The organism is Pseudomonas fitomaticsae (assembly GCF_021018765.1).
GTDB classification, from domain to species: Bacteria; Pseudomonadota; Gammaproteobacteria; order Pseudomonadales; family Pseudomonadaceae; genus Aquipseudomonas; species Aquipseudomonas fitomaticsae.
This window is the reverse complement of sequence record NZ_CP075567.1, coordinates 6183555-6200833: the sequence shown is the minus strand read 5'-3', so window position 1 is coordinate 6200833 and position 17279 is coordinate 6183555. Positions and strand designations below refer to the sequence as shown.

Here is a 17279-nt window from a genome sequence, read left to right as displayed (position 1 = left end):
GGCGTTTTTGCATCTGCTCTCTTTATCCCAGGTTCTTGCCGAGCAGCGCGTGATACAGCTCGCTGTCCCCGAGAATCCCCACCACATGGTTGTTGTCGTGCAGCACGAGTTTGTTGCCGGTCTGGTAACGGATCTGCAAGGCGTCGCGCATGCCGATGTTCGAGTCCACCAGCGTCGGTTTGCGCTCCAGCCCTTCCACGGCTTGCCCCGGTGCCCAGTTCTGCAGGTTCAGCACCGAACCGTTCTGCCGCGCCCCCTTGATGGTGTTGCCTTCGGCCAGGTCCAGCCACGAATCGCCGCCCGGATCCAGGCACACCGAACCGTTGATGCGTTTGCAGTTGTCCAGGGTGCGCATCAGGCTGCGACCGCACAGCACGTTCAACGGGTTGGTGTGGGCGACGAAGGTGCGCACGTAATCGTCTGCCGGGTTGAGCACGATCTCTTCCGGCACGCTGTACTGGATGATCCGGCCGTCTTTCATGATTGCGATTCGGCTGCCAAGTTTCAGCGCCTCGTCGAGGTCGTGGCTCACGAACACGATGGTCTTGCTCAGCTTGCGTTGCAGTTCCAGCAGTTCATCCTGCAGACCCTGACGGATCAGCGGGTCGAGGGCCGAGAACGGTTCGTCCATCAGCAGAATGTCGGCGTCCATCGCCAGTGCGCGGGCCAGACCGACACGCTGCTGCATGCCGCCGGACAGCTCGTCGGGCTTCTTGTTGCGCCATTGGGTCAGGCCCACCAGTTCGAGTTTTTCATCGACCAGCTTGCGCCGCTCCTTCTCTGGGCGACCCTGCATTTCCAGACCGAAACTGATGTTCTCGCGCACCGTCAGCCAGGGCATCAGGGCGAACTTCTGGAACACCATGGCGATGCGTTTGGTGCGCATCATTTTCAGCTCGGCCGGGGAGCAGGAGGCGATGTCGATCTGCTTGCCTTCGTGTTCGACGAACAGCTTGCCGCGGCTCACGGTGTTGAGGCCGTTGATGCAGCGCAGCAGGCTCGACTTGCCGGAGCCGGACAGGCCCATCAGTACGCAGATCTCGCCTTTGTTGATGTCCAGGCTGGCCTTTTCAACGCCAACGATCTGCCCGGTCTTTTTCAGGATCTCGCTGCGGGTCAGGCCTTGATCGAGAAGTTTCAGGGCTTCGCGCGGATCCCTGGTGAAGATCACGTCAACGTTATCGAAGCGAATTATGCTCATGCGTCACCCCCTACTTTGGCGTCGGGTTGTTTGCAGATACGGTCGAGCATGATCGCCAGCAGTACGATCGCCAGGCCCGCTTCGAAGCCCAGGGCGATATCAGCAGTGTTCAGTGCGTTGACCACCGGTTTGCCGAGTCCGTCGGCGCCCACCAGTGCCGCGATCACCACCATCGACAGCGACAGCATGATGCACTGGGTGATGCCGGCCGCGATGCTCGGCATGGCGTGAGGCAGTTCGATCCGTGAAAGCAGTTGGCGACGCGAGCAGCCGAAGGCCTTGCCGGCGTCCATCAGTTCTTGCGGGACATCGCGGATGCCCAGGTAGGTCAGGCGGATCGGCGCGGCGATGGCGAACACCACCGTCGAGATCAGGCCCGGTACCACGCCCAGCCCGAAGAGGGTCAGGGTAGGAATGAGGTAAACGAAGGTCGGTACGGTCTGCATCAGATCGAGTACCGGTCTCATCAAAGTGTAGAACATCGGCTTGTGCGCGGCGACGATGCCCAGCGGCACGCCGATGACCACGCAGACCAGGGTTGCGAACATGACCTGGGCGAGGGTTTCCATGGTTTCCTGCCAGTACCCCAGGTTGAGGATCAGCAGGAAGGAGGCGACCACGAACGCGGTCAGGCCCCATTTGCGTTGAATGAAGTGGGCCAGCAGGGCGATGAGGCCGATCAGCACCAGCGGGTTGAACCAGGTCAGCGCAAACGTCACGCCGTGGATCATCGTTTCCAGGGTCACGGCGATTGCGTCGAAGGTGTTGGCGCCGTGTTGCGTCAACCATTCAACGAAGCCCGCGATGTACTGGCCTAAAGGGATTTTCTGATCAATCAGCATGGTAGTGAACGTCCGCATGCAAGGAAATAAACAGCCCGGACGGGACTGGCCCGTCCGGCATAAGCGATTACTGGGTCAGCTTGGCTTTCACGGCCTCCAGGCCTGGTTTACCGTCAATGGTGGTCACGCCAGCGAGCCAGGTATCGAGCACCTGTGGATTCTTTTTAAGCCAGGCCTTGGCGGCCGCGTCAGGCTTCATCTTGTCGTCCAGGATGTTGCCCATCAGTTCGCTTTCCATGTCGACGGTGAACTCCAGGTTTTTCAGCAGTTGGCCAACGTTGCTGCATTCCTCGGCGTAGCCCTTGCGGGTGTTGGTCGCCACGGTGGCGGCGCCGAAATCCGGGCCGAAGAAATCGTCACCACCGGTCAGGTACTGAATCTTGAAGCGCTTGTTCATCGGGTGCGGCGCCCAGCCGAGGAACACCACGGCGGTGTCGCGTTTCTGTGCGCGGTCGACCTGCGACAGCATGCCCGCTTCGCTGGACTCGACGACCTTGAAGCCGGCGGTCTTGAGGCCGAAGGCGTCCTTGTCGATCATGCTCTGGATCAGGCGGTTGCCGTCGTTGCCCGGCTCGATCCCGTAGATCTTGCCGTCGAGTTCTTTCTTGAATTTGGCGATGTCGGCGAAGTCGTGCAGACCCTTGTCATACAAGGCTTGCGGAACGGCGAGGGTGTACTTGGCGCCCTTGAGGTTGGTGCGCACAGTTTCCACAGTGCCGGCGTCGCGGTAGGCCTTGATGTCGTTTTCCATGGTCGGCATCCAGTTGCCGAGGAACACGTCCATGTTCTTGCCGTCGGCCAGCGACTTGTAGGTCACGGGTACGGAAATCATGGTGGTCTTGGTCTTGTAGCCGAGGGCCTGAAGCACGACGGAGGTGGTGGCGGTGGTTGCGGTGATGTCGGTCCAGCCGACATCGGAGAAGTTCACGGTACTGCAGTGCGCCGGTTCTGCGGCTTGAGCCAGTAACGGCAGACTCAGCATGGCGGCCAACAACAACGACGGGGAACCTTTCATGAATGGACTCCTTGGTGTTTTTTTTGGCAGTGTTCCGATTGGACCACCGCACTTATGGGTTGCGGTTGGATGGCGTTCTGGAGACAGCTCTACCGCAGCGCCTTGCAATCGAGTCGATACGATCATGTACCAGTGAAAATCTGACGCCTACAGGGTGCGTCGTATCCAGTACAGGGATGGTCGCATCCAGTGTCAGTGACGTCGTTTACAGCTTTTTTCTGCCCTGTCTGGCCATCTGAACCGCATAAAAACGGCGAAAACACGGGCTGAAACCGGCACGGCGTTAGTGGGCATGAGTGCGTCGGTGTCAGACGCCGAGCGACCCGGGAAAAGCCCGATGATGCGGGCATTCCGGCGGATCGCAGCTTGAGCGTAGCAGCTCCGCCAGCGGGCGCTTTACGCCCCGGACCGGCACTCTCAGGAGCTCTGCAGCAATGGCTATCAGCGTTTTCGACCTGTTCAAAATCGGCATTGGCCCTTCCAGTTCCCACACCGTCGGGCCCATGCGCGCCGCCGCCCTGTTCGTCGAGTCGTTGCGCGACAAACACCTGCTGGAGCAGGTGCGTCGCATCGAGGTGCAGTTGTTCGGTTCGCTGTCGGCCACCGGTGTCGGTCACGGCAGCGACAACGCGGTGATCATGGGCCTGATGGGCGAGTGGCCGGACGCGATCGACCCGTCGCAGATCGGCCCGCGGATTCAGGCCCTGCGTGAAACCCACACGCTGTTGCTCGACGGTCGTTTGTCGGTGCCCTTTATATGGGGCCGCGACATGCGCCTGATCGACGAGAACCTGCCGTTCCATCCCAACGCCATGACTCTGGTTGCCGAAGGCGATCACGGCGAGCTGCATCGCGACACCTACTATTCGGTCGGCGGGGGTTTTGTGGTGGACGAGGCGCAAGCCTCCAGCGGCGTGGTGGATCTGGATCGCACCGAGTTGCCTTACGATTTTTCCAGCGCGGTGGAGCTGCTGGAGCTGTGCAAGACCCATAACCTGCGCGTGGCCGAATTGATGATGGCCAACGAGAAGGTCTGGCGCAGCGAAGAGGAAATCCGCGCCGGGCTGATGAAGCTCTGGCGGGCGATGCAGGATTGCGTCGAGCAGGGCCTCAAGCACGAAGGCATCCTGCCCGGCGGCCTCAACGTGCGCCGCCGCGCGGCGAAGTTGCACCGCAGTCTTCAGGAATTGAACAAGCCCAACGTGATCGGCTCGACCCTCAGCGCGATGGAGTGGGTCAACCTGTTCGCCCTCGCGGTGAACGAGGAAAACGCCGCTGGTGGGCGCATGGTCACGGCGCCCACCAACGGCGCAGCGGGGATCATTCCGGCGGTGCTGCATTACTTCATGAAATTCAGCGAGGCGGTGACTGACGCCAACGTGGTCGACTACTTCCTCGGTGCCGCAGCGGTGGGAATTCTGTGCAAGAAGAACGCTTCGATTTCCGGCGCTGAAGTCGGCTGTCAGGGTGAAGTCGGTTCGGCTTGTGCGATGGCGGCGGCAGGGCTGGCGGAAATCCTTGGCGCAAGCCCTGAGCAGTTGTGCAACGCGGCGGAAATCGGCCTGGAACACAACCTGGGTCTGACCTGCGACCCGGTGGGCGGCCTGGTGCAAGTGCCGTGCATCGAGCGCAATGCGATTGCGGCGGTGAAGGCGATCAATGCGGCGCAGATGGCCTTGCGCGGGGATGGTCAGCACTTCATCTCGCTGGACCGGGTGATCCGCACCATGCGCGATACCGGCGCCGACATGCATGACAAATATAAAGAGACATCGCGGGGCGGGTTGGCGGTCAGCGCGGTTGAATGTTGAGTCAGTAAATCCGAGGTGTGGCCTTCGCGAGCAAGCCCGCTCCCACATTCGATCGCATTCCGGCAGAGGACCCCGCCCAATTGTGGGAGCTGGCTTGCCAGCGATGAGGCCGGACCAGTCAAAACTGCGCGTTAAGTGCACACCGGAATCAAAACGCGCCACCTTTTGGCGCGTCGCTATCGGATAAGAGTCTTTCCCACCTCCAGCGCCTGATTCGCAGGCGCTACCGTCCGTCACCCGTGCCTGCGGTGACACTGTAGGACAATCGCGCGCAGGCCAGTTCCCACAAGTGCTACCGATTTGCTCACACGCTCCGGGGCAGGGCTTTCGCGGCCGCTGATGGCACTTCGAATTACCCTCCGGCGGAGCGCTTGTATAGACGCGTCGCGACGTCGTTTTCAGGAGTTATTGAACAGCCATTCAATTTTAGGCATGGCAATTGCTCTGTCATAACAAAGCCCGTCTCACGCAAGAGAACGATGGCAATAACAAGAGCCTCCGCCTGAGGCCATCACCCGCTTTGTGTGAGGAGATACCGCGATGACGTCGTTCAACTCCGGGGCTCAACCCCAGAACCGTGCGCCTCAATCCATCGGCTTTCTGCTGCTGGACAATTTCACGCTGATTTCCCTGGCTTCCGCAGTCGAACCGCTGCGCATGGCCAACCAGTTGTCCGGTCGCGAGCTGTATCGCTGGACCACCCTCACTGTCGATGGCGGCCAGGTCTGGGCCAGTGACGGTCTGCAGATCACCCCCGACGCCTCCATGCACAAAGCCCCGGCCCTCGACACCATCATCGTGTGCGGCGGGATCGGCATTCAACGCACCGTTACCCGTGAACACGTCTCGTGGCTGCAAAGCCAGGCACGTCAGTCGCGCCGCCTCGGCGCCGTGTGCACCGGCAGCTGGGCCCTGGCCTGTGCCGGCCTGCTCGACGGTTTTGATTGCAGCGTGCACTGGGAATGTCTGGCGGCGATGCAGGAAGCTTTCCCGCGCGTTGCGATGAGCACCCGTCTGTTCACCCTCGACCGCAACCGTTTCACCAGCTCCGGCGGCACAGCGCCACTGGACATGATGCTGCACCTGATCAGCCGCGATCACGGCCGTGAACTGTCCGCCGCGATCTCGGAAATGTTCGTCTACGAACGCATCCGCAACGAGCAGGATCACCAGCGTGTGCCGCTCAAGCACATGCTCGGCACCAACCAGCCGAAACTGCAGGAAATCGTCGCGCTGATGGAAGCCAACCTGGAAGAGCCGATCGACCTCGACGAACTGGCGGTGTACGTCGCCGTGTCCCGTCGTCAGCTCGAGCGCCTGTTCCAGAAATACCTGCACTGCTCGCCGTCGCGCTACTACCTCAAGCTGCGTCTGATCCGCGCGCGGCAACTGCTCAAGCAGACGCCGATGTCGATCATCGAAGTGGCGTCGGTCTGCGGGTTCGTGTCGACGCCGCACTTCTCCAAGTGCTACCGCGAATACTTCGGCATTCCGCCGCGTGACGAGCGCGTCGGCTCCAACACCACCCAGCAGGTGGCGATGATGCCGCTGCCGCAGGCCATCGTGATGTCGCCGTTGTCCGGGCCGATGTCGGCGCTGAGCCAGGCACGCAACGAGTCCACCTTCGCCAGCGTGCGCCTCTAAAACGAAAGATCGCAGCCTGCGCCAGCGCCTTCAGGAAAGGCACTGTCGCAGGCTGCGATCTTTTTTTTCGGTCAGATGTCAGGCGCGGGTTTGCTGATACTGCGCCAGGGCCGGCAGCAACTGCTTGTCGATGGCTTCGCGCACGGTCGGCTGAATGCTCGCGCTGCTGGTGTACATCTGCTTGACCATGGTGCGCAGCGTGTTGGCCCGCACATCGTCCAGACCCCGTACCGCGCACTCGCAGGCCTGCTGGGCGGTGGAACCCGACGGTACTTCGAATCCCAACGACTTGAGCTGGCCCAACAGGTCTTCCTGATCGATCAAATCGGCATACATCATGACGCGAATCCTTCTTCGGCAACGGAGGTCGTGGCTCGATTCTGGTAGGCATGCCCAGGCACGGCAAGGGCGATTTGTCGCAGTGTCCACATTGGCTATGAGCATGTCGTTTTCGGCTAACTTGCCGGCCAGGGGAGTGGGCACACTGGCCTCAGCTCGCTTCACGAAGGTTTGGTCACCCTCGCCACGGCAGCTCCTCAACAGTACCCTCGCCCCGAACCTGTCACGGCTTGTATCGGGGCTTTTTTTGCCTGTCAGAAATGCAGGAGGTCGCTCATTCGTCACTGTTACATCCAAAGGATGGCTACGTAACGTTGTTTGGCATTAGCATTGCCTCCAATCAAATACAGGAATGCCTGTATTTCAGCGCTTATTTGATCATCCACGAATGAGTGTTGAGGACAAGAAACTGTAATGGATCCGCATGCGATCGAATCTCGGTTTCTCAGGCAAAACGGAAGGTAGTGCAATGCTAAAACTCTTGTCCCTTAAAGGCGTCGGCCCTGCTGAAAAGTTCGGCCCTGTTGAGTTCGCTCCTCGCTTGAACTTCATCACCGGGGACAATGGTCTTGGAAAGAGTTTTTTACTTGATGCAGCCTGGTGGGTGTTGACTCGAACATGGGCAAGAGGCGTTGAGGCGGTTCCACGGGAAGACTCGACCTCACCCAGTATCCGCTTCGCTTTCAGCAAAGTGACGGAGGGCGACAAAGAAGGTGAGATTCCATTCAAGGATGGGAGTTGGCGACAGCAGAAGGCTCGTCCTTCGATTCCAGGGGTGGTGATCTATGCTGGCGTCGATGGCAGTTTTTCGGCGTGGGATCCCGCCCGTAATTACTGGAGCGATCAAGCAGCTGAATCCGAAGAGAAGATTCGCGCCTTCAACTTTTCTCCCGATCAGGTGTGGAAGGGTGCGATATCCGAGAAAGGGACCAATATATGCAACGGGTTGATCCACGACTGGGTTCGTTGGCAACGCACTGCCAATGACTCATCGTTCGATGAACTGACTCGGGCTCTGGATGCACTCTCGCCTTCGGGCATTGAACAGTTGGTACCAGGTGAGCCCTGTTACATCGGGGCGCTTGACGAGACCGAGTATCCTACCCTCAGGATGCCGTATGGGCAGGATGTTCCGCTGGTACATGCCTCTGCAGGTATGCGTCGAATTGCGGCTCTGGCCTACATGCTGGTTTGGACATGGAATGGTCACAAGCGTGCTTGCAAGCAGAGGAAAATCAATCCTGCCAAAGAAATCATTTTTCTGATCGATGAAGTGGAGTGTCATCTGCACCCCCAATGGCAGCGACGCATCGTGCCTGCATTACTGCGGGTAGTTCAGGCAATGACGGGTGAAAAGGTTGCTGTGCAACTGATAGTGGCGACTCACTCGCCTTTGGTACTCGCCTCTGTCGAACCCGATTTCGATGAGGCCGACGATGCCGTATTCAACATCAACCTTCATAAAAATGATGCAAAGATCTCCAAGGAACTCTGGGCTAAACAAGGTGATGTGGTGAATTGGCTGGTCTCCGATGCTTTCGGTTTGCGCCAGGCACGTTCCGTTGCCGCTGAAGTAGCCATTGAGGCGGCAGAGGCCTGGATGCGGAACGAGAAAAGCGCCTTACCAGATAACTTAAAAACTCAGAAAGCCATTCATGACGAGTTGGTCAGAGTACTCCCGGCGCTTGACGAGTTTTGGCCTCGTTGGATTGTTTCCAATAATAAAGACCGGGTCAGGGGCTCAAGGAAATGATTCCAGTAGAAAATCCGATCGTTGAACCACCCGGGTTTGATGAAAAGTGTCGCGTCAAAGGCAATGCCTGGCTTGTAGAGAATCCAGATGCGCAACGCCCTCGGGACTTTTGGTCTCCCTTCAGGTTGAAGCTGGCCGAAGGTTTTCATGACCGTTGTGGATATGCCGCCATATTTTTAACCAGCGGAACTGTCGACCATTCCGCGAGCTGGAATGAGCGCCCCGAACTGGCATATGAGTGGTCCAACTATCGGTATGTCGATGCATGGATCAATAGTTCCAAAAGCAAGAAACGCTCGGCTGACTTGTTAGATCCTTTTGAAGTCGGCGAAGGCTGGTTCGAAATTATCCTTCCATCATTACAATTAGTTGTCACAGACAGCGTTCCGGACGCCTTTCGAGCACGCGCAGAAAACACTCTGCAACAACTTCCTATTCGTGATGATGAACGGGTGCTCCGAGTAAGGCGTAAATGGCTGGAGCTCTACGAGCAAGGGCGTCTGGATTTGGAAGGGTTGCGGGAAATGGCCCCGCTTATCGCTGCAGCCATCGAAAAGCGTGATGCACTCGCCAGCCCCCCCGAACGTCCTGCGCCTTCTCGGCGAAAAGCACGGGAAGCTTACGACCATGCATGTGTCGGCGCTCAGCAAAAGGTTCGAGAGTTGATCAGGAACAACGGGAATTCAAACGTGAATTCCCGTAGGTGGAAGCTTTCAGTGTGGGCCGAAGTCGATGACTCCCAAGTGGTTTCAACGCTAATAGCGATGAATCTTGCTACGTCGACAGGTGCGCAGTTTTGTGAAATCTCTGTAGGCACAGTTGATACGTCTATCGAGTTTGCTCTAAGTGCTGCCAATTATGCAGCTGAAATCCTTACTGAAACCCTGGGACCCGTTTTCGTCGCTAACGAGCCTCGAGAATAAGGCGCTCATGCCGGGGCGAGGCATTGGTCTAGCGCTGCAACACCAGAATCCGCGACAACAACTCGTCCCGATCGATGTAGCAGCCCTGGAAATGCCGGGCGCCACTGGTCGGGTCGAACGCATTGCGCGCATGCAGGGTGCGGCGGTTGTCGAAGCACCACAGCTCACCCGGATTGAGTCGCTGCATCAGCCGGAAACGTGGCTCGCGGGTCATGGCGATGAAGCGCCGGTAAGCGCGATACAGCAGCGGCATTTGCTCCACGGACGTGTCGAACGCGCCGCGCAGAAAGTTGGCCATGCGGATTTCCGCAACCCGGCCCAAGGCGTCGAGGGCGATGACCGGCGCGAGGCAGCGATAGTCGCTGTGGCGGTCCTTGTTGCGAAACTCCACCGGGATCTCGCACAGCGCCTGAAACGATGCGGGATCCTCCAGACGCAACGCTTCGGCAATCGCAAAACCGTCGACGAAAATGCTCTCGCCGCCTTCGGCGTCGTTCACCAGGCAATGCAGAAATTGCAGGCCCGGTTGCAGCTCGCGGGTCGGCAGGTCGGTGTGCAATGGCAGGTTGAAAGCGGTGTAGGCATTGCTGTCGGCGTCGGCCTTGGATTGCACGTTGAACAGCACGCCGAAGTTGCTCTCGCGGATGAACGAAATGCGCTGGGCGATCAACTTCAGCGAGCCGGGTTCGGTGGGCACGCCGCGCACTTGGGTCAGGCCGATGTCGCGTACCGCCAGCAACCATTGCAGCAGCGCGGCGTTGTCGTTCATCAGGGCTGAATAGTCGAACACCGGCAACTGCAAATCGCTGTGCCACAGGAAAGGTTTCGGCTTGGTGGCGAGGCGTTCGGTACGGGATTCATCGTCATAGGCGTGGGCCCGCAACCAACCCGCATCGAAGCGACTGAGGTGACCGTCCTGCCAGTCGATGCGCAGGCAGCCATCGGTGTCGATATGCGCGGCGGAGGGCGACAGATCCGGCGGCGCATCGACGATCTCGAACACCTGCTCGCGGGTGACGCTGTAGACGCACTGCGGACACGGGCAGTTGTCCCGCAGCCACACGTGGTGGAACGGGCTGACGCGCCCGTCGGCCCATTCGATCAGAACGCGATCCGCCAGGTTCTGCACGCCGTTCAGCGCGCTGATCAACGGATAAGTACGGAAATCGGCAACTGCGGCGGCGGTTTGCATGGTGGCTCCTTGCGATGGCTGGATTTACCGGGCTGGGGGCAGGGCGATGACCCGGCCGATGTAAGCCGGGGCGGGCAGGTCGGCCTGCTCGGCGACGATGGCTTGCAGACGGCCCAGGGTGTCCGGGGTAAACGGTGCGGAACGCGGCCCGGCGAGGTCGACATGGAGCAGCATCTGTTCGTTGCCGGCCAGCTCCTTGTCACCACCGGCCAGGTGCAGGCTGTGATAGAGGTGCAGGCGTTTCTGGTCGTGACCGATGATCTGCGTGCGCACTTCGACCTCGGCATCGAGCTTCACTTCGTGCAGGTAGTTGAGGTGCAGTTCGAGGGTGAACAGCGAGTTTCCGCTGGCTTCGCGATTGTTGCTGTCCATGCCGAGACGGTCCATCAGGGCGTCGGTGGCGTAGCTGAAAATCAGCAGATAGAAGGCGTCGCGCAGGTGGCCGTTGTAGTCGACCCAGTCGGGGATGATGCGGGTCTGGTAGGTGGTTAGAAAGGGCATTATCGGATTCCGGCAGTTGGATGTTTGGTGGTTGTGAGATTTACCCCCTCACCCCAGCCCTCCCGAAACGTCGGACCGCCCCCAAGGGGGCGAGGGGGAAAGGGAGCCGATCTTCAAGCTTTTCGAGAGCTGAGTTCGACTCGGGACTTTCAGGTCGGTGTAGCTCGTACATTCACTGCGGTCAGTCCCCTCTCCCCCCGGGAGAGGGTTAGGGTGAGGGCAGCGGTCTCAAGCCAGACACATCACTCGCTGAAACTCATCCCGTGCTTCTCTTTGGTGGTCTTCACCGCCTCAAGCACCGCCAGCAAGCAATCATCACGATAGCGCTCCAGCGCCGAAATACTGTGCCGGCCCAGTTGATCGCTGGTGCCATCCACCACATCGTCGATCAACTTGTCCGTCAGTTCCGGCGCCGGCAGGTACGTCCACGGCAGCTGCAACGCCGGGCCGAACTGCGACATGAAGTGGCGCATGCCGGCATCGCCACCGGCCAGGGTGTAAGTCAAGAACGTGCCCATGAACGACCAGCGCAGCCCGGCGCCAAAGCGGATCGCGTCGTCGATTTCACCGGTGGTCGCCACGCCGTCGTTGACCAGGTGCAGCGCCTCGCGCCACAGCGCTTCGAGCAGGCGGTCGGCGATGAAGCCGGGCACTTCCTTGCGCACATGCAGCGGGCGCATGCCGAGGGATTCGTAGACTTTCATCGCGGCCTGCACGGCTTCCGGCGCGGTGTTCTTGCCGCCGACCACTTCCACCAGCGGCAGCAGGTAGACCGGGTTGAACGGGTGACCGACCACGCAGCGTTCCGGGTGGGTCGAGCTCTCATAGAACTCGCTCGGCAATAGGCCCGAAGTGCTGGAACCGATCAGAGCGTTCGGCTTGGCCGCCGCACTGATTTTGCTGTGCAAATCCAGTTTCAGTTCGAGGCGTTCCGGGGCGCTTTCCTGGATGAAGTCCGCATCGCGCACGCACTCTTCGATGGTCGCGACAAAGCGCAGGCGATCCTGCGAAGCGCCCGGCGCCAAGCCGTTTTTCTCCAGCGCGCCCCAGGCGTTGGCCACGCGTTTGCGCAGCGCCGCTTCGGCACCCGGCGCCGGGTCCCAGGCCACCACGTCGAGGCCGTGGGCGAGGGCGCGGGCGACCCAGCCGCTGCCGATGACGCCGCTGCCCAGTGCTGCGAAGGTTTTGATTTCGGTGATAAAGCTCATGGTGATTTCCTAGGAAAATTCGGTGATTCCCTGTGGGAGCGGGCTTGCTCGCGAATGCGGCGGCACTGCTGATGAAGATGCTTCGGATGTACCAGCCTCTTCGCGAGCAAGCCCGCTCCCACAGGGTCAGAGGTGAATTCGAATCAGCCGCGCTGGGTCAGGCCCATCTTCTTGCGACCTTCAGCCGGGGTCAGCACGCGGGCGCCGAGGCGGCTGAGGATCTCGGTGGCGCGTTCGACCAGTTGGCCATTGGTCGCCAGCACGCCTTTGTCCAACCACAGGTTGTCTTCCAGACCAACCCTCACGTTGCCGCCAAGCAGCACCGCTTGCGCCGCCATCGGCATCTGCATCCGGCCGATGCCGAAACCGGCCCACACCGCATCGGCGGGCAGGTTGTCGACCATGGCTTTCATGGTGGTGGTGTCGGCCGGCGCGCCCCACGGGATGCCCAGGCACAGCTGGAACAGCGGGTTATCGAGCAGGCCTTCCTTGATCATCTGTTTGGCGAACCACAGGTGACCGGTGTCGAAAATCTCCAGCTCCGCCTTCACGCCCAGCTCGGTGATGCGCTTGGCGCCGGCACGCAGCTGGGCCGGGGTGGAGACGTAAATGGTGTCGCCGTCGCCGAAGTTCAGGGTGCCGCAATCCAGCGTGCAGATTTCCGGCAGCAGTTCTTCGACGTGGGCGAGGCGGGTCAGCGGGCCGACCAGATCGGTGTTCGGGCCGAACTCCATCGGGTTCTCGCCCGGGCCGATTTCCAGGTCGCCGCCCATGCCGGCAGTGAGGTTGACGATGATGTCGACGTCGGCTTCGCGGATGCGCTCCATGACTTCGCGGTACAGCGCCACGTCGCGGCTGAACTTGCCGGTTTGCGGGTCGCGGACGTGGCAGTGCACGACCGTGGCGCCGGCCTTGGCCGCTTCCACCGCGGCTGCGGCGATCTGTTTCGGGGTGACCGGCACGTGAGGGCTCTTGGCGGTCGTGTCGCCAGCACCGGTGAGTGCGCAGGTGATGATGACGTCGTGGTTCATGGTGCGTTTTCCTTCAGGCGTGATGGGTCTGTTCGCAGCCCGTGGCGGGCTGCGAAGTGGTTCATTCGTTGCGATTTATTTGCTGGTGAGCTGGAGGTTTTCAGCCGCCGGTTTGCCATCGAAAGTGGTGACGCCTTCAAGCCAGCGCTGTTTGTCCTGCGGGTGATCCTTGAGCCATTGCTTGGCCGATTCGAAAGCGTCCTTGTGATCGAGCAGCGGCTGCATCATCCGACTCTCGTCTTCGGCGGTGAACGTCAGGTTGCTCAGCAGGCGGCTGACGTTCGGGCATTGTTCGGCGTATTTCGGCGCGGTCACGGTCCACACGGTGGCCATGCCTTCGTTCGGGCCGAGGGCATCGTCGCTGCCGGTCAGATAAGTCATCTGCACGTTGACGTTCATCGGGTGCGGCGCCCAGCCGAAGAACACCACGGCTTCCTTGCGGCGCACGGCGCGATCGACGGCGGCGAGCATGCCGGCCTCGCTTGATTCCACGAGCTGGAACTTGCCGAGGCCGAACTGGTTCTTGGCGATCATCGCCTTGATCTGGGTGTTGGCGCCCGAGCCTGGCTCGATGCCGTAGATCTTGCCGCCCAGCTCTTTCTCGAACCTGGCGATGTCGGCGAAGGTTTTCAGGCCCTTGTCCGCCAGATAAGTCGGCACGGCGAGGGTGGCGCGGGCGTCCTTGAGGCTTGGCGCTTCAAGCACCTTGACCTGGTTGGCGTCGACGAACGGGGTGATGGTCTGGGTCATCAGCGGGTTCCAGTAACCGAGGAACAGATCCAGGCGCTGGTCGCGGATGCCGGCGAAGACGATTTGCTGAGAGGCGCTGGTCTGTTTGGTGCTGTAGCCGAGGCCGTCGAGCAAAACCTGGGCCATGGCACTGGTGGCGATCACGTCGGTCCAGTTCACCACGCCCATGCGCACGTTCTGACACGATGCGGAATCGGCCGCCATGACACTGGCGCTTAAAAACGCGGTACCGCTGAGTGCGAGAACACAGCTGCTGATCAGTCGTTTCATGTCGGGTTCCTCGGCAGGTCGTTATTGTGGGTCCCGGCATCTGTCGTGCCGGTGATGCCAAATTACGCAGCTGCACGCCCTTGAAAGCGCACTGCGGCGACTGGCTCTTGCACTGTAGCGACCTGTGCTCTTGAATGCCGCCGACAACTGGCGTATCAACGTTGCACGCTACCCGCTGACCGAGTGCGCACCATGTCCCAGGATTTCTACTTTCTGTTGATGCCGGGTTTTTCCGCCATCGGTTTCATCTCTGCGATCGAACCGCTGCGGGTGGCCAACCGCTTTCGCGGCGAGCTGTATCGCTGGCACGTGTTGAGCGCCGATGGCGGGGCGGTGCTGGCGAGTAACGGGATGTCGGTCAACGCCGATGCGGCGCTGGAGCCGCTGAAGAAAGGTGCGACGCTGCTGGTGGTCGCCGGCTTCGAACCACTGAAGTTCGCTACCCCGGCGCTGGAGCACTGGCTGCGACGGCTGGACAACGAAGGTGTGACCCTCGGCGCCATCGACACCGGCAGCTTCGTCCTTGCAGAGGCCGGCCTGCTCGATGGTCATCGCCTGACCCTGCACTGGGAAGCCATCGACGCCTTCAAGGAATCTTATCCACAGCTCAGCGTGACCCAGGAACTGTTTGAGATTGATCGTCGGCGCATCACGTCCGCCGGCGGCACCGCGTCCATCGACCTGATGCTCGATCTGATTGCCCAGGCCCACGGCCCGCAACTGGCGATCCAGGTCAGCGAGCAGTTTGTATTGGGGCGGATTCGTCCACGCAAGGACCACCAGCGCATGGAAGTCGCCACGCGCTACGGCATCAGCAACAAGAAGCTGGTGCATGTGATCGGCGAGATGGAGCAGCACAGCGAACCGCCGCTGACCACCCTGGAACTGGCGGAGTCGATCAAGGTGACGCGGCGGCAACTGGAGCGGTTGTTTCGCCTGCACCTGAACGACACGCCGAGCAATTTCTATCTGCGCTTGAGACTGGAAAAGGCCCGGCAGCTGTTGCGTCAGACCGACATGAGCGTGCTGGAAGTCAGCATCGCCTGCGGGTTTGAATCACCGTCGTATTTCACCCGCAGCTACCGGGCGAAGTTTGCCCGGTGCCCACGGGAGGATCGGCGACGGGAGGCCGTTTGACGGACGATTATAGTTAATTATACTTTCAGGTATAAATTACAGTCGTTTGAATAATTGAGTGTAAAACCATGTCCCGAAACAACGGCTTCGTCTTCCGCCGCCCCGCTCTGGCCCGCAGCGTTGCCGATGGTCTGGTGGGTGCAGGTTTGCAGGATTTCACCTCCGGCCTTTTTCTGGCAGCGCCGCGTCGCACCGGCAAAAGCACCTTTCTGCGCGAGGATCTGATCCCGGAATGCCAGGCCCGAGGCTGGCTGACGGTTTACGTCGACCTGTGGGCCGACAAGGAAAAAGACCCTGCTGACTTGATCGCCGGTGCCATTGCAGGCGCGTTGGTCCCCTTTGAAAAGGGCATCCGCAAACTGGCGAAGAATATCGGCATCGAAAAACTCAGCTTTCTGCGCACCTTGTCCTGGGATTTCACCAAGCCGCAACTGCCGGCGGGCGCGACCCTGACGCAAGCGCTGGAACTGCTCCACAGCGCCGCCGAAAAATCCGTAGTGCTGGTGATCGATGAGGCCCAGCACGCGCTCACCACCGCCGCAGGCATCAACGCGATGTTTGCCCTGAAGGCTGCACGGGATCAGCTCAACCAGGGACGTGAGGGCGAGGGCAGCGGTTTGCATCTGGTGTTCACCGGTTCCAATCGCGACAAACTCGCCCATCTGGTGCTGGGCAAGAGCCAACCGTTCTTCGGCTCGAGCATCACGCCCTTTCCGTTGCTGGGAAAAGAGTTCACCCAGGCGTATACCTTGCACCTCAACGCCCATCTGGCCGAGACCAATCAGTTCAGTGCGGCCGATATCGACGACGCCTTTGAATTGGTGGGGCGACGCCCGGAAATGTTGCGCACCATCATCGGTGAAGTCGCGCTGGAACTGGGCGAGGCCAGCAATCTGGGGCAGCTGCTGCAAAGCCGTGCCGAATTGTTGCGCGCCGGCGTGTGGACCGAGTTCGAAAGCGCCTGGAACGCACTGACCATCCCTCAGCGCGCCGTGCTGGAAGTGATGGTGGAGCGCTCTCAAAACAACGAGCCTTTTGCACCGTTCACCGACAGCACACTCATGGCAGTCGGCAAGGCACTGGAAAACCTGGGCAGCGACGTGGTGCCGGGCACCCAGACCATTCAGGCCTGCATCGATGCCCTGCGCGACAAGGAGCTGGTGTGGAAGTCGAGCCGTGGTGGCTATGCGCTGGAAGACAAGTCTTTCGGCGACTGGCTGAGCGCGCGTAAAGCGCGCTAGTTACTTCTTCACCAATGCCGAGCACGCTGCCTTGTAGGCTTCATGCTGATACTTGTTCAGCGTGCCCGGCAGCTCGAAATTGTGCTTCTTGGCCTGGGCATTGATCGTCTGCGGCGACAGCAGTGTCACCTCGCAACCGTCCAGCAACTGAAACACGCCCTCGATCTTGAACGTGGTCGGCCCACCGGCAAACTCGCCCTTCTTGCTGCGCTTCTTGATCGCGATGCGATCAATCGAGTTCTCGCGCACGAACGACGCCACCTGTGCGGCGAACAGCTTCACGTTGGCCGCCTCGTCGTCATCGTCCAGCGCGATTTTCTTGGTGCTCAGCGCGACATGGCTCAGCAACGAACCGTCGAGGGACGCCACGGCGATGATCGCTTCACTGCCTTTGATTTCGATACCGCAGATGTTCATGTGA

General features: G+C 60.3%; 16 protein-coding genes. 6 read left to right on the top strand and 10 right to left on the bottom strand.

All coding sequences use genetic code 11. The features are described 5' to 3' along the window. Positions 1-22: 22 nt before the first annotated feature. The 3 genes from choV to KJY40_RS28145 all read right to left on the bottom strand — a co-directional run bounded on the left by choV (position 23) and on the right by KJY40_RS28145 (position 3058). On the bottom strand, positions 23-1201 hold the full coding sequence (gene choV, locus KJY40_RS28155) for a choline ABC transporter ATP-binding protein (RefSeq protein WP_115079460.1): 1179 nt from the start codon (positions 1199-1201) through the stop codon (positions 23-25). After that, the gene (gene choW / locus KJY40_RS28150) at positions 1198-2043 is read right to left on the bottom strand and encodes a choline ABC transporter permease subunit (protein WP_007959749.1); all 846 of its coding nucleotides are present in this window, start codon (positions 2041-2043) and stop codon (positions 1198-1200) included. Before choW ends, choV begins: the two co-directional genes overlap by 4 nt. Positions 2044-2110: 67 nt before the next feature. Further along, positions 2111-3058 (bottom strand): choline ABC transporter substrate-binding protein, encoded by a 948-nt coding sequence (locus KJY40_RS28145; RefSeq protein ID WP_230733941.1) that lies wholly within the window; start codon positions 3056-3058, stop codon positions 2111-2113. A 434-nt stretch (positions 3059-3492) separates the two neighbouring features. On the opposite strand from KJY40_RS28145, the gene KJY40_RS28140 reads away from it, so the two are divergent. Beyond that, positions 3493-4869: an L-serine ammonia-lyase gene (locus KJY40_RS28140; RefSeq protein WP_007959754.1), complete on the top strand. Its 1377-nt coding sequence runs from the start codon at positions 3493-3495 to the stop codon at positions 4867-4869. 540 nt (positions 4870-5409) lie between these two features. After that, on the top strand, positions 5410-6513 hold the full coding sequence (gbdR, locus tag KJY40_RS28135) for a choline metabolism transcriptional regulator GbdR (RefSeq protein ID WP_007959756.1): 1104 nt from the start codon (positions 5410-5412) through the stop codon (positions 6511-6513). Positions 6514-6591: 78 nt separating this feature from the next. Here the strand turns inward: gbdR and KJY40_RS28130 are convergent, their stop codons facing one another. Further along, positions 6592-6852, bottom strand: coding sequence for a hypothetical protein (locus KJY40_RS28130; RefSeq protein WP_007959758.1), 261 nt, complete (start codon positions 6850-6852; stop codon positions 6592-6594). Between the two features lie 469 nt (positions 6853-7321). On the opposite strand from KJY40_RS28130, the gene KJY40_RS28125 reads away from it, so the two are divergent. After that, on the top strand, positions 7322-8605 hold the full coding sequence (locus tag KJY40_RS28125) for an AAA family ATPase (RefSeq protein ID WP_230733939.1): 1284 nt from the start codon (positions 7322-7324) through the stop codon (positions 8603-8605). Beyond that, positions 8602-9528, top strand: a complete 927-nt coding sequence (locus KJY40_RS28120; RefSeq protein ID WP_199912992.1) for a hypothetical protein — start codon at positions 8602-8604, stop codon at positions 9526-9528. Before KJY40_RS28125 ends, KJY40_RS28120 begins: the two co-directional genes overlap by 4 nt. 28 nt (positions 9529-9556) lie before the next feature. On the opposite strand, the gene KJY40_RS28115 is transcribed toward KJY40_RS28120, so the two are convergent. The 5 genes from KJY40_RS28115 to choX form a co-directional block, all read right to left on the bottom strand. Next, entirely contained in the window at positions 9557-10720 is a 1164-nt protein-coding gene (locus tag KJY40_RS28115; RefSeq protein WP_230733937.1) for a gamma-butyrobetaine dioxygenase, read from the bottom strand. A 24-nt stretch (positions 10721-10744) separates the two neighbouring features. Then, positions 10745-11221, bottom strand: a complete 477-nt coding sequence (locus tag KJY40_RS28110) for a thioesterase family protein (RefSeq protein ID WP_230733935.1) — start codon at positions 11219-11221, stop codon at positions 10745-10747. A 242-nt stretch (positions 11222-11463) separates the two neighbouring features. Beyond that, entirely contained in the window at positions 11464-12429 is a 966-nt protein-coding gene (locus tag KJY40_RS28105) for an L-carnitine dehydrogenase (protein WP_011336297.1), read from the bottom strand. A 143-nt stretch (positions 12430-12572) separates the two neighbouring features. Continuing rightward, complete coding sequence (locus tag KJY40_RS28100; protein WP_064380223.1) at positions 12573-13460, bottom strand: BKACE family enzyme; 888 nt, start codon at positions 13458-13460, stop codon at positions 12573-12575. 75 nt (positions 13461-13535) lie between these two features. Beyond that, positions 13536-14480 carry a choline ABC transporter substrate-binding protein gene (gene choX / locus KJY40_RS28095; protein ID WP_115079455.1) on the bottom strand — a complete coding sequence of 315 codons (945 nt, stop codon included), beginning with the start codon at positions 14478-14480 and terminating at the stop codon, positions 13536-13538. A 192-nt stretch (positions 14481-14672) separates the two neighbouring features. On the opposite strand from choX, the gene KJY40_RS28090 reads away from it, so the two are divergent. Both KJY40_RS28090 and KJY40_RS28085 read left to right on the top strand, forming a co-directional pair. Beyond that, entirely contained in the window at positions 14673-15617 is a 945-nt protein-coding gene (locus KJY40_RS28090; protein WP_011336294.1) for a GlxA family transcriptional regulator, read from the top strand. 68 nt (positions 15618-15685) lie between these two features. After that, positions 15686-16858, top strand: coding sequence for an ATP-binding protein (locus tag KJY40_RS28085; RefSeq protein WP_230733934.1), 1173 nt, complete (start codon positions 15686-15688; stop codon positions 16856-16858). Here KJY40_RS28085 and KJY40_RS28080 read toward each other — a convergent pair whose 3' ends face one another. Beyond that, on the bottom strand, positions 16859-17275 hold the full coding sequence (locus tag KJY40_RS28080; RefSeq protein ID WP_230733933.1) for a DUF3010 family protein: 417 nt from the start codon (positions 17273-17275) through the stop codon (positions 16859-16861). Positions 17276-17279 lie beyond the last annotated feature (4 nt).

Coding starts and splice junctions, on each gene's coding strand:
- choW (WP_007959749.1), bottom strand. CDS start 2,043: ATGCTGATTGATCAGAAAATCCCTTTAGGCCAGTACATCGCGGGCTTC.
- KJY40_RS28090 (WP_011336294.1), top strand. CDS start 14,673: ATGTCCCAGGATTTCTACTTTCTGTTGATGCCGGGTTTTTCCGCCATC.
- KJY40_RS28125 (WP_230733939.1), top strand. CDS start 7,322: ATGCTAAAACTCTTGTCCCTTAAAGGCGTCGGCCCTGCTGAAAAGTTC.
- KJY40_RS28085 (WP_230733934.1), top strand. CDS start 15,686: ATGTCCCGAAACAACGGCTTCGTCTTCCGCCGCCCCGCTCTGGCCCGC.
- KJY40_RS28130 (WP_007959758.1), bottom strand. CDS start 6,852: ATGATGTATGCCGATTTGATCGATCAGGAAGACCTGTTGGGCCAGCTC.
- gbdR (WP_007959756.1), top strand. CDS start 5,410: ATGACGTCGTTCAACTCCGGGGCTCAACCCCAGAACCGTGCGCCTCAA.
- choV (WP_115079460.1), bottom strand. CDS start 1,201: ATGAGCATAATTCGCTTCGATAACGTTGACGTGATCTTCACCAGGGAT.
- KJY40_RS28100 (WP_064380223.1), bottom strand. CDS start 13,460: ATGAACCACGACGTCATCATCACCTGCGCACTCACCGGTGCTGGCGAC.
- KJY40_RS28080 (WP_230733933.1), bottom strand. CDS start 17,275: ATGAACATCTGCGGTATCGAAATCAAAGGCAGTGAAGCGATCATCGCC.
- choX (WP_115079455.1), bottom strand. CDS start 14,480: ATGAAACGACTGATCAGCAGCTGTGTTCTCGCACTCAGCGGTACCGCG.
- KJY40_RS28140 (WP_007959754.1), top strand. CDS start 3,493: ATGGCTATCAGCGTTTTCGACCTGTTCAAAATCGGCATTGGCCCTTCC.
- KJY40_RS28110 (WP_230733935.1), bottom strand. CDS start 11,221: ATGCCCTTTCTAACCACCTACCAGACCCGCATCATCCCCGACTGGGTC.
- KJY40_RS28145 (WP_230733941.1), bottom strand. CDS start 3,058: ATGAAAGGTTCCCCGTCGTTGTTGTTGGCCGCCATGCTGAGTCTGCCG.
- KJY40_RS28120 (WP_199912992.1), top strand. CDS start 8,602: ATGATTCCAGTAGAAAATCCGATCGTTGAACCACCCGGGTTTGATGAA.
- KJY40_RS28115 (WP_230733937.1), bottom strand. CDS start 10,720: ATGCAAACCGCCGCCGCAGTTGCCGATTTCCGTACTTATCCGTTGATC.
- KJY40_RS28105 (WP_011336297.1), bottom strand. CDS start 12,429: ATGAGCTTTATCACCGAAATCAAAACCTTCGCAGCACTGGGCAGCGGC.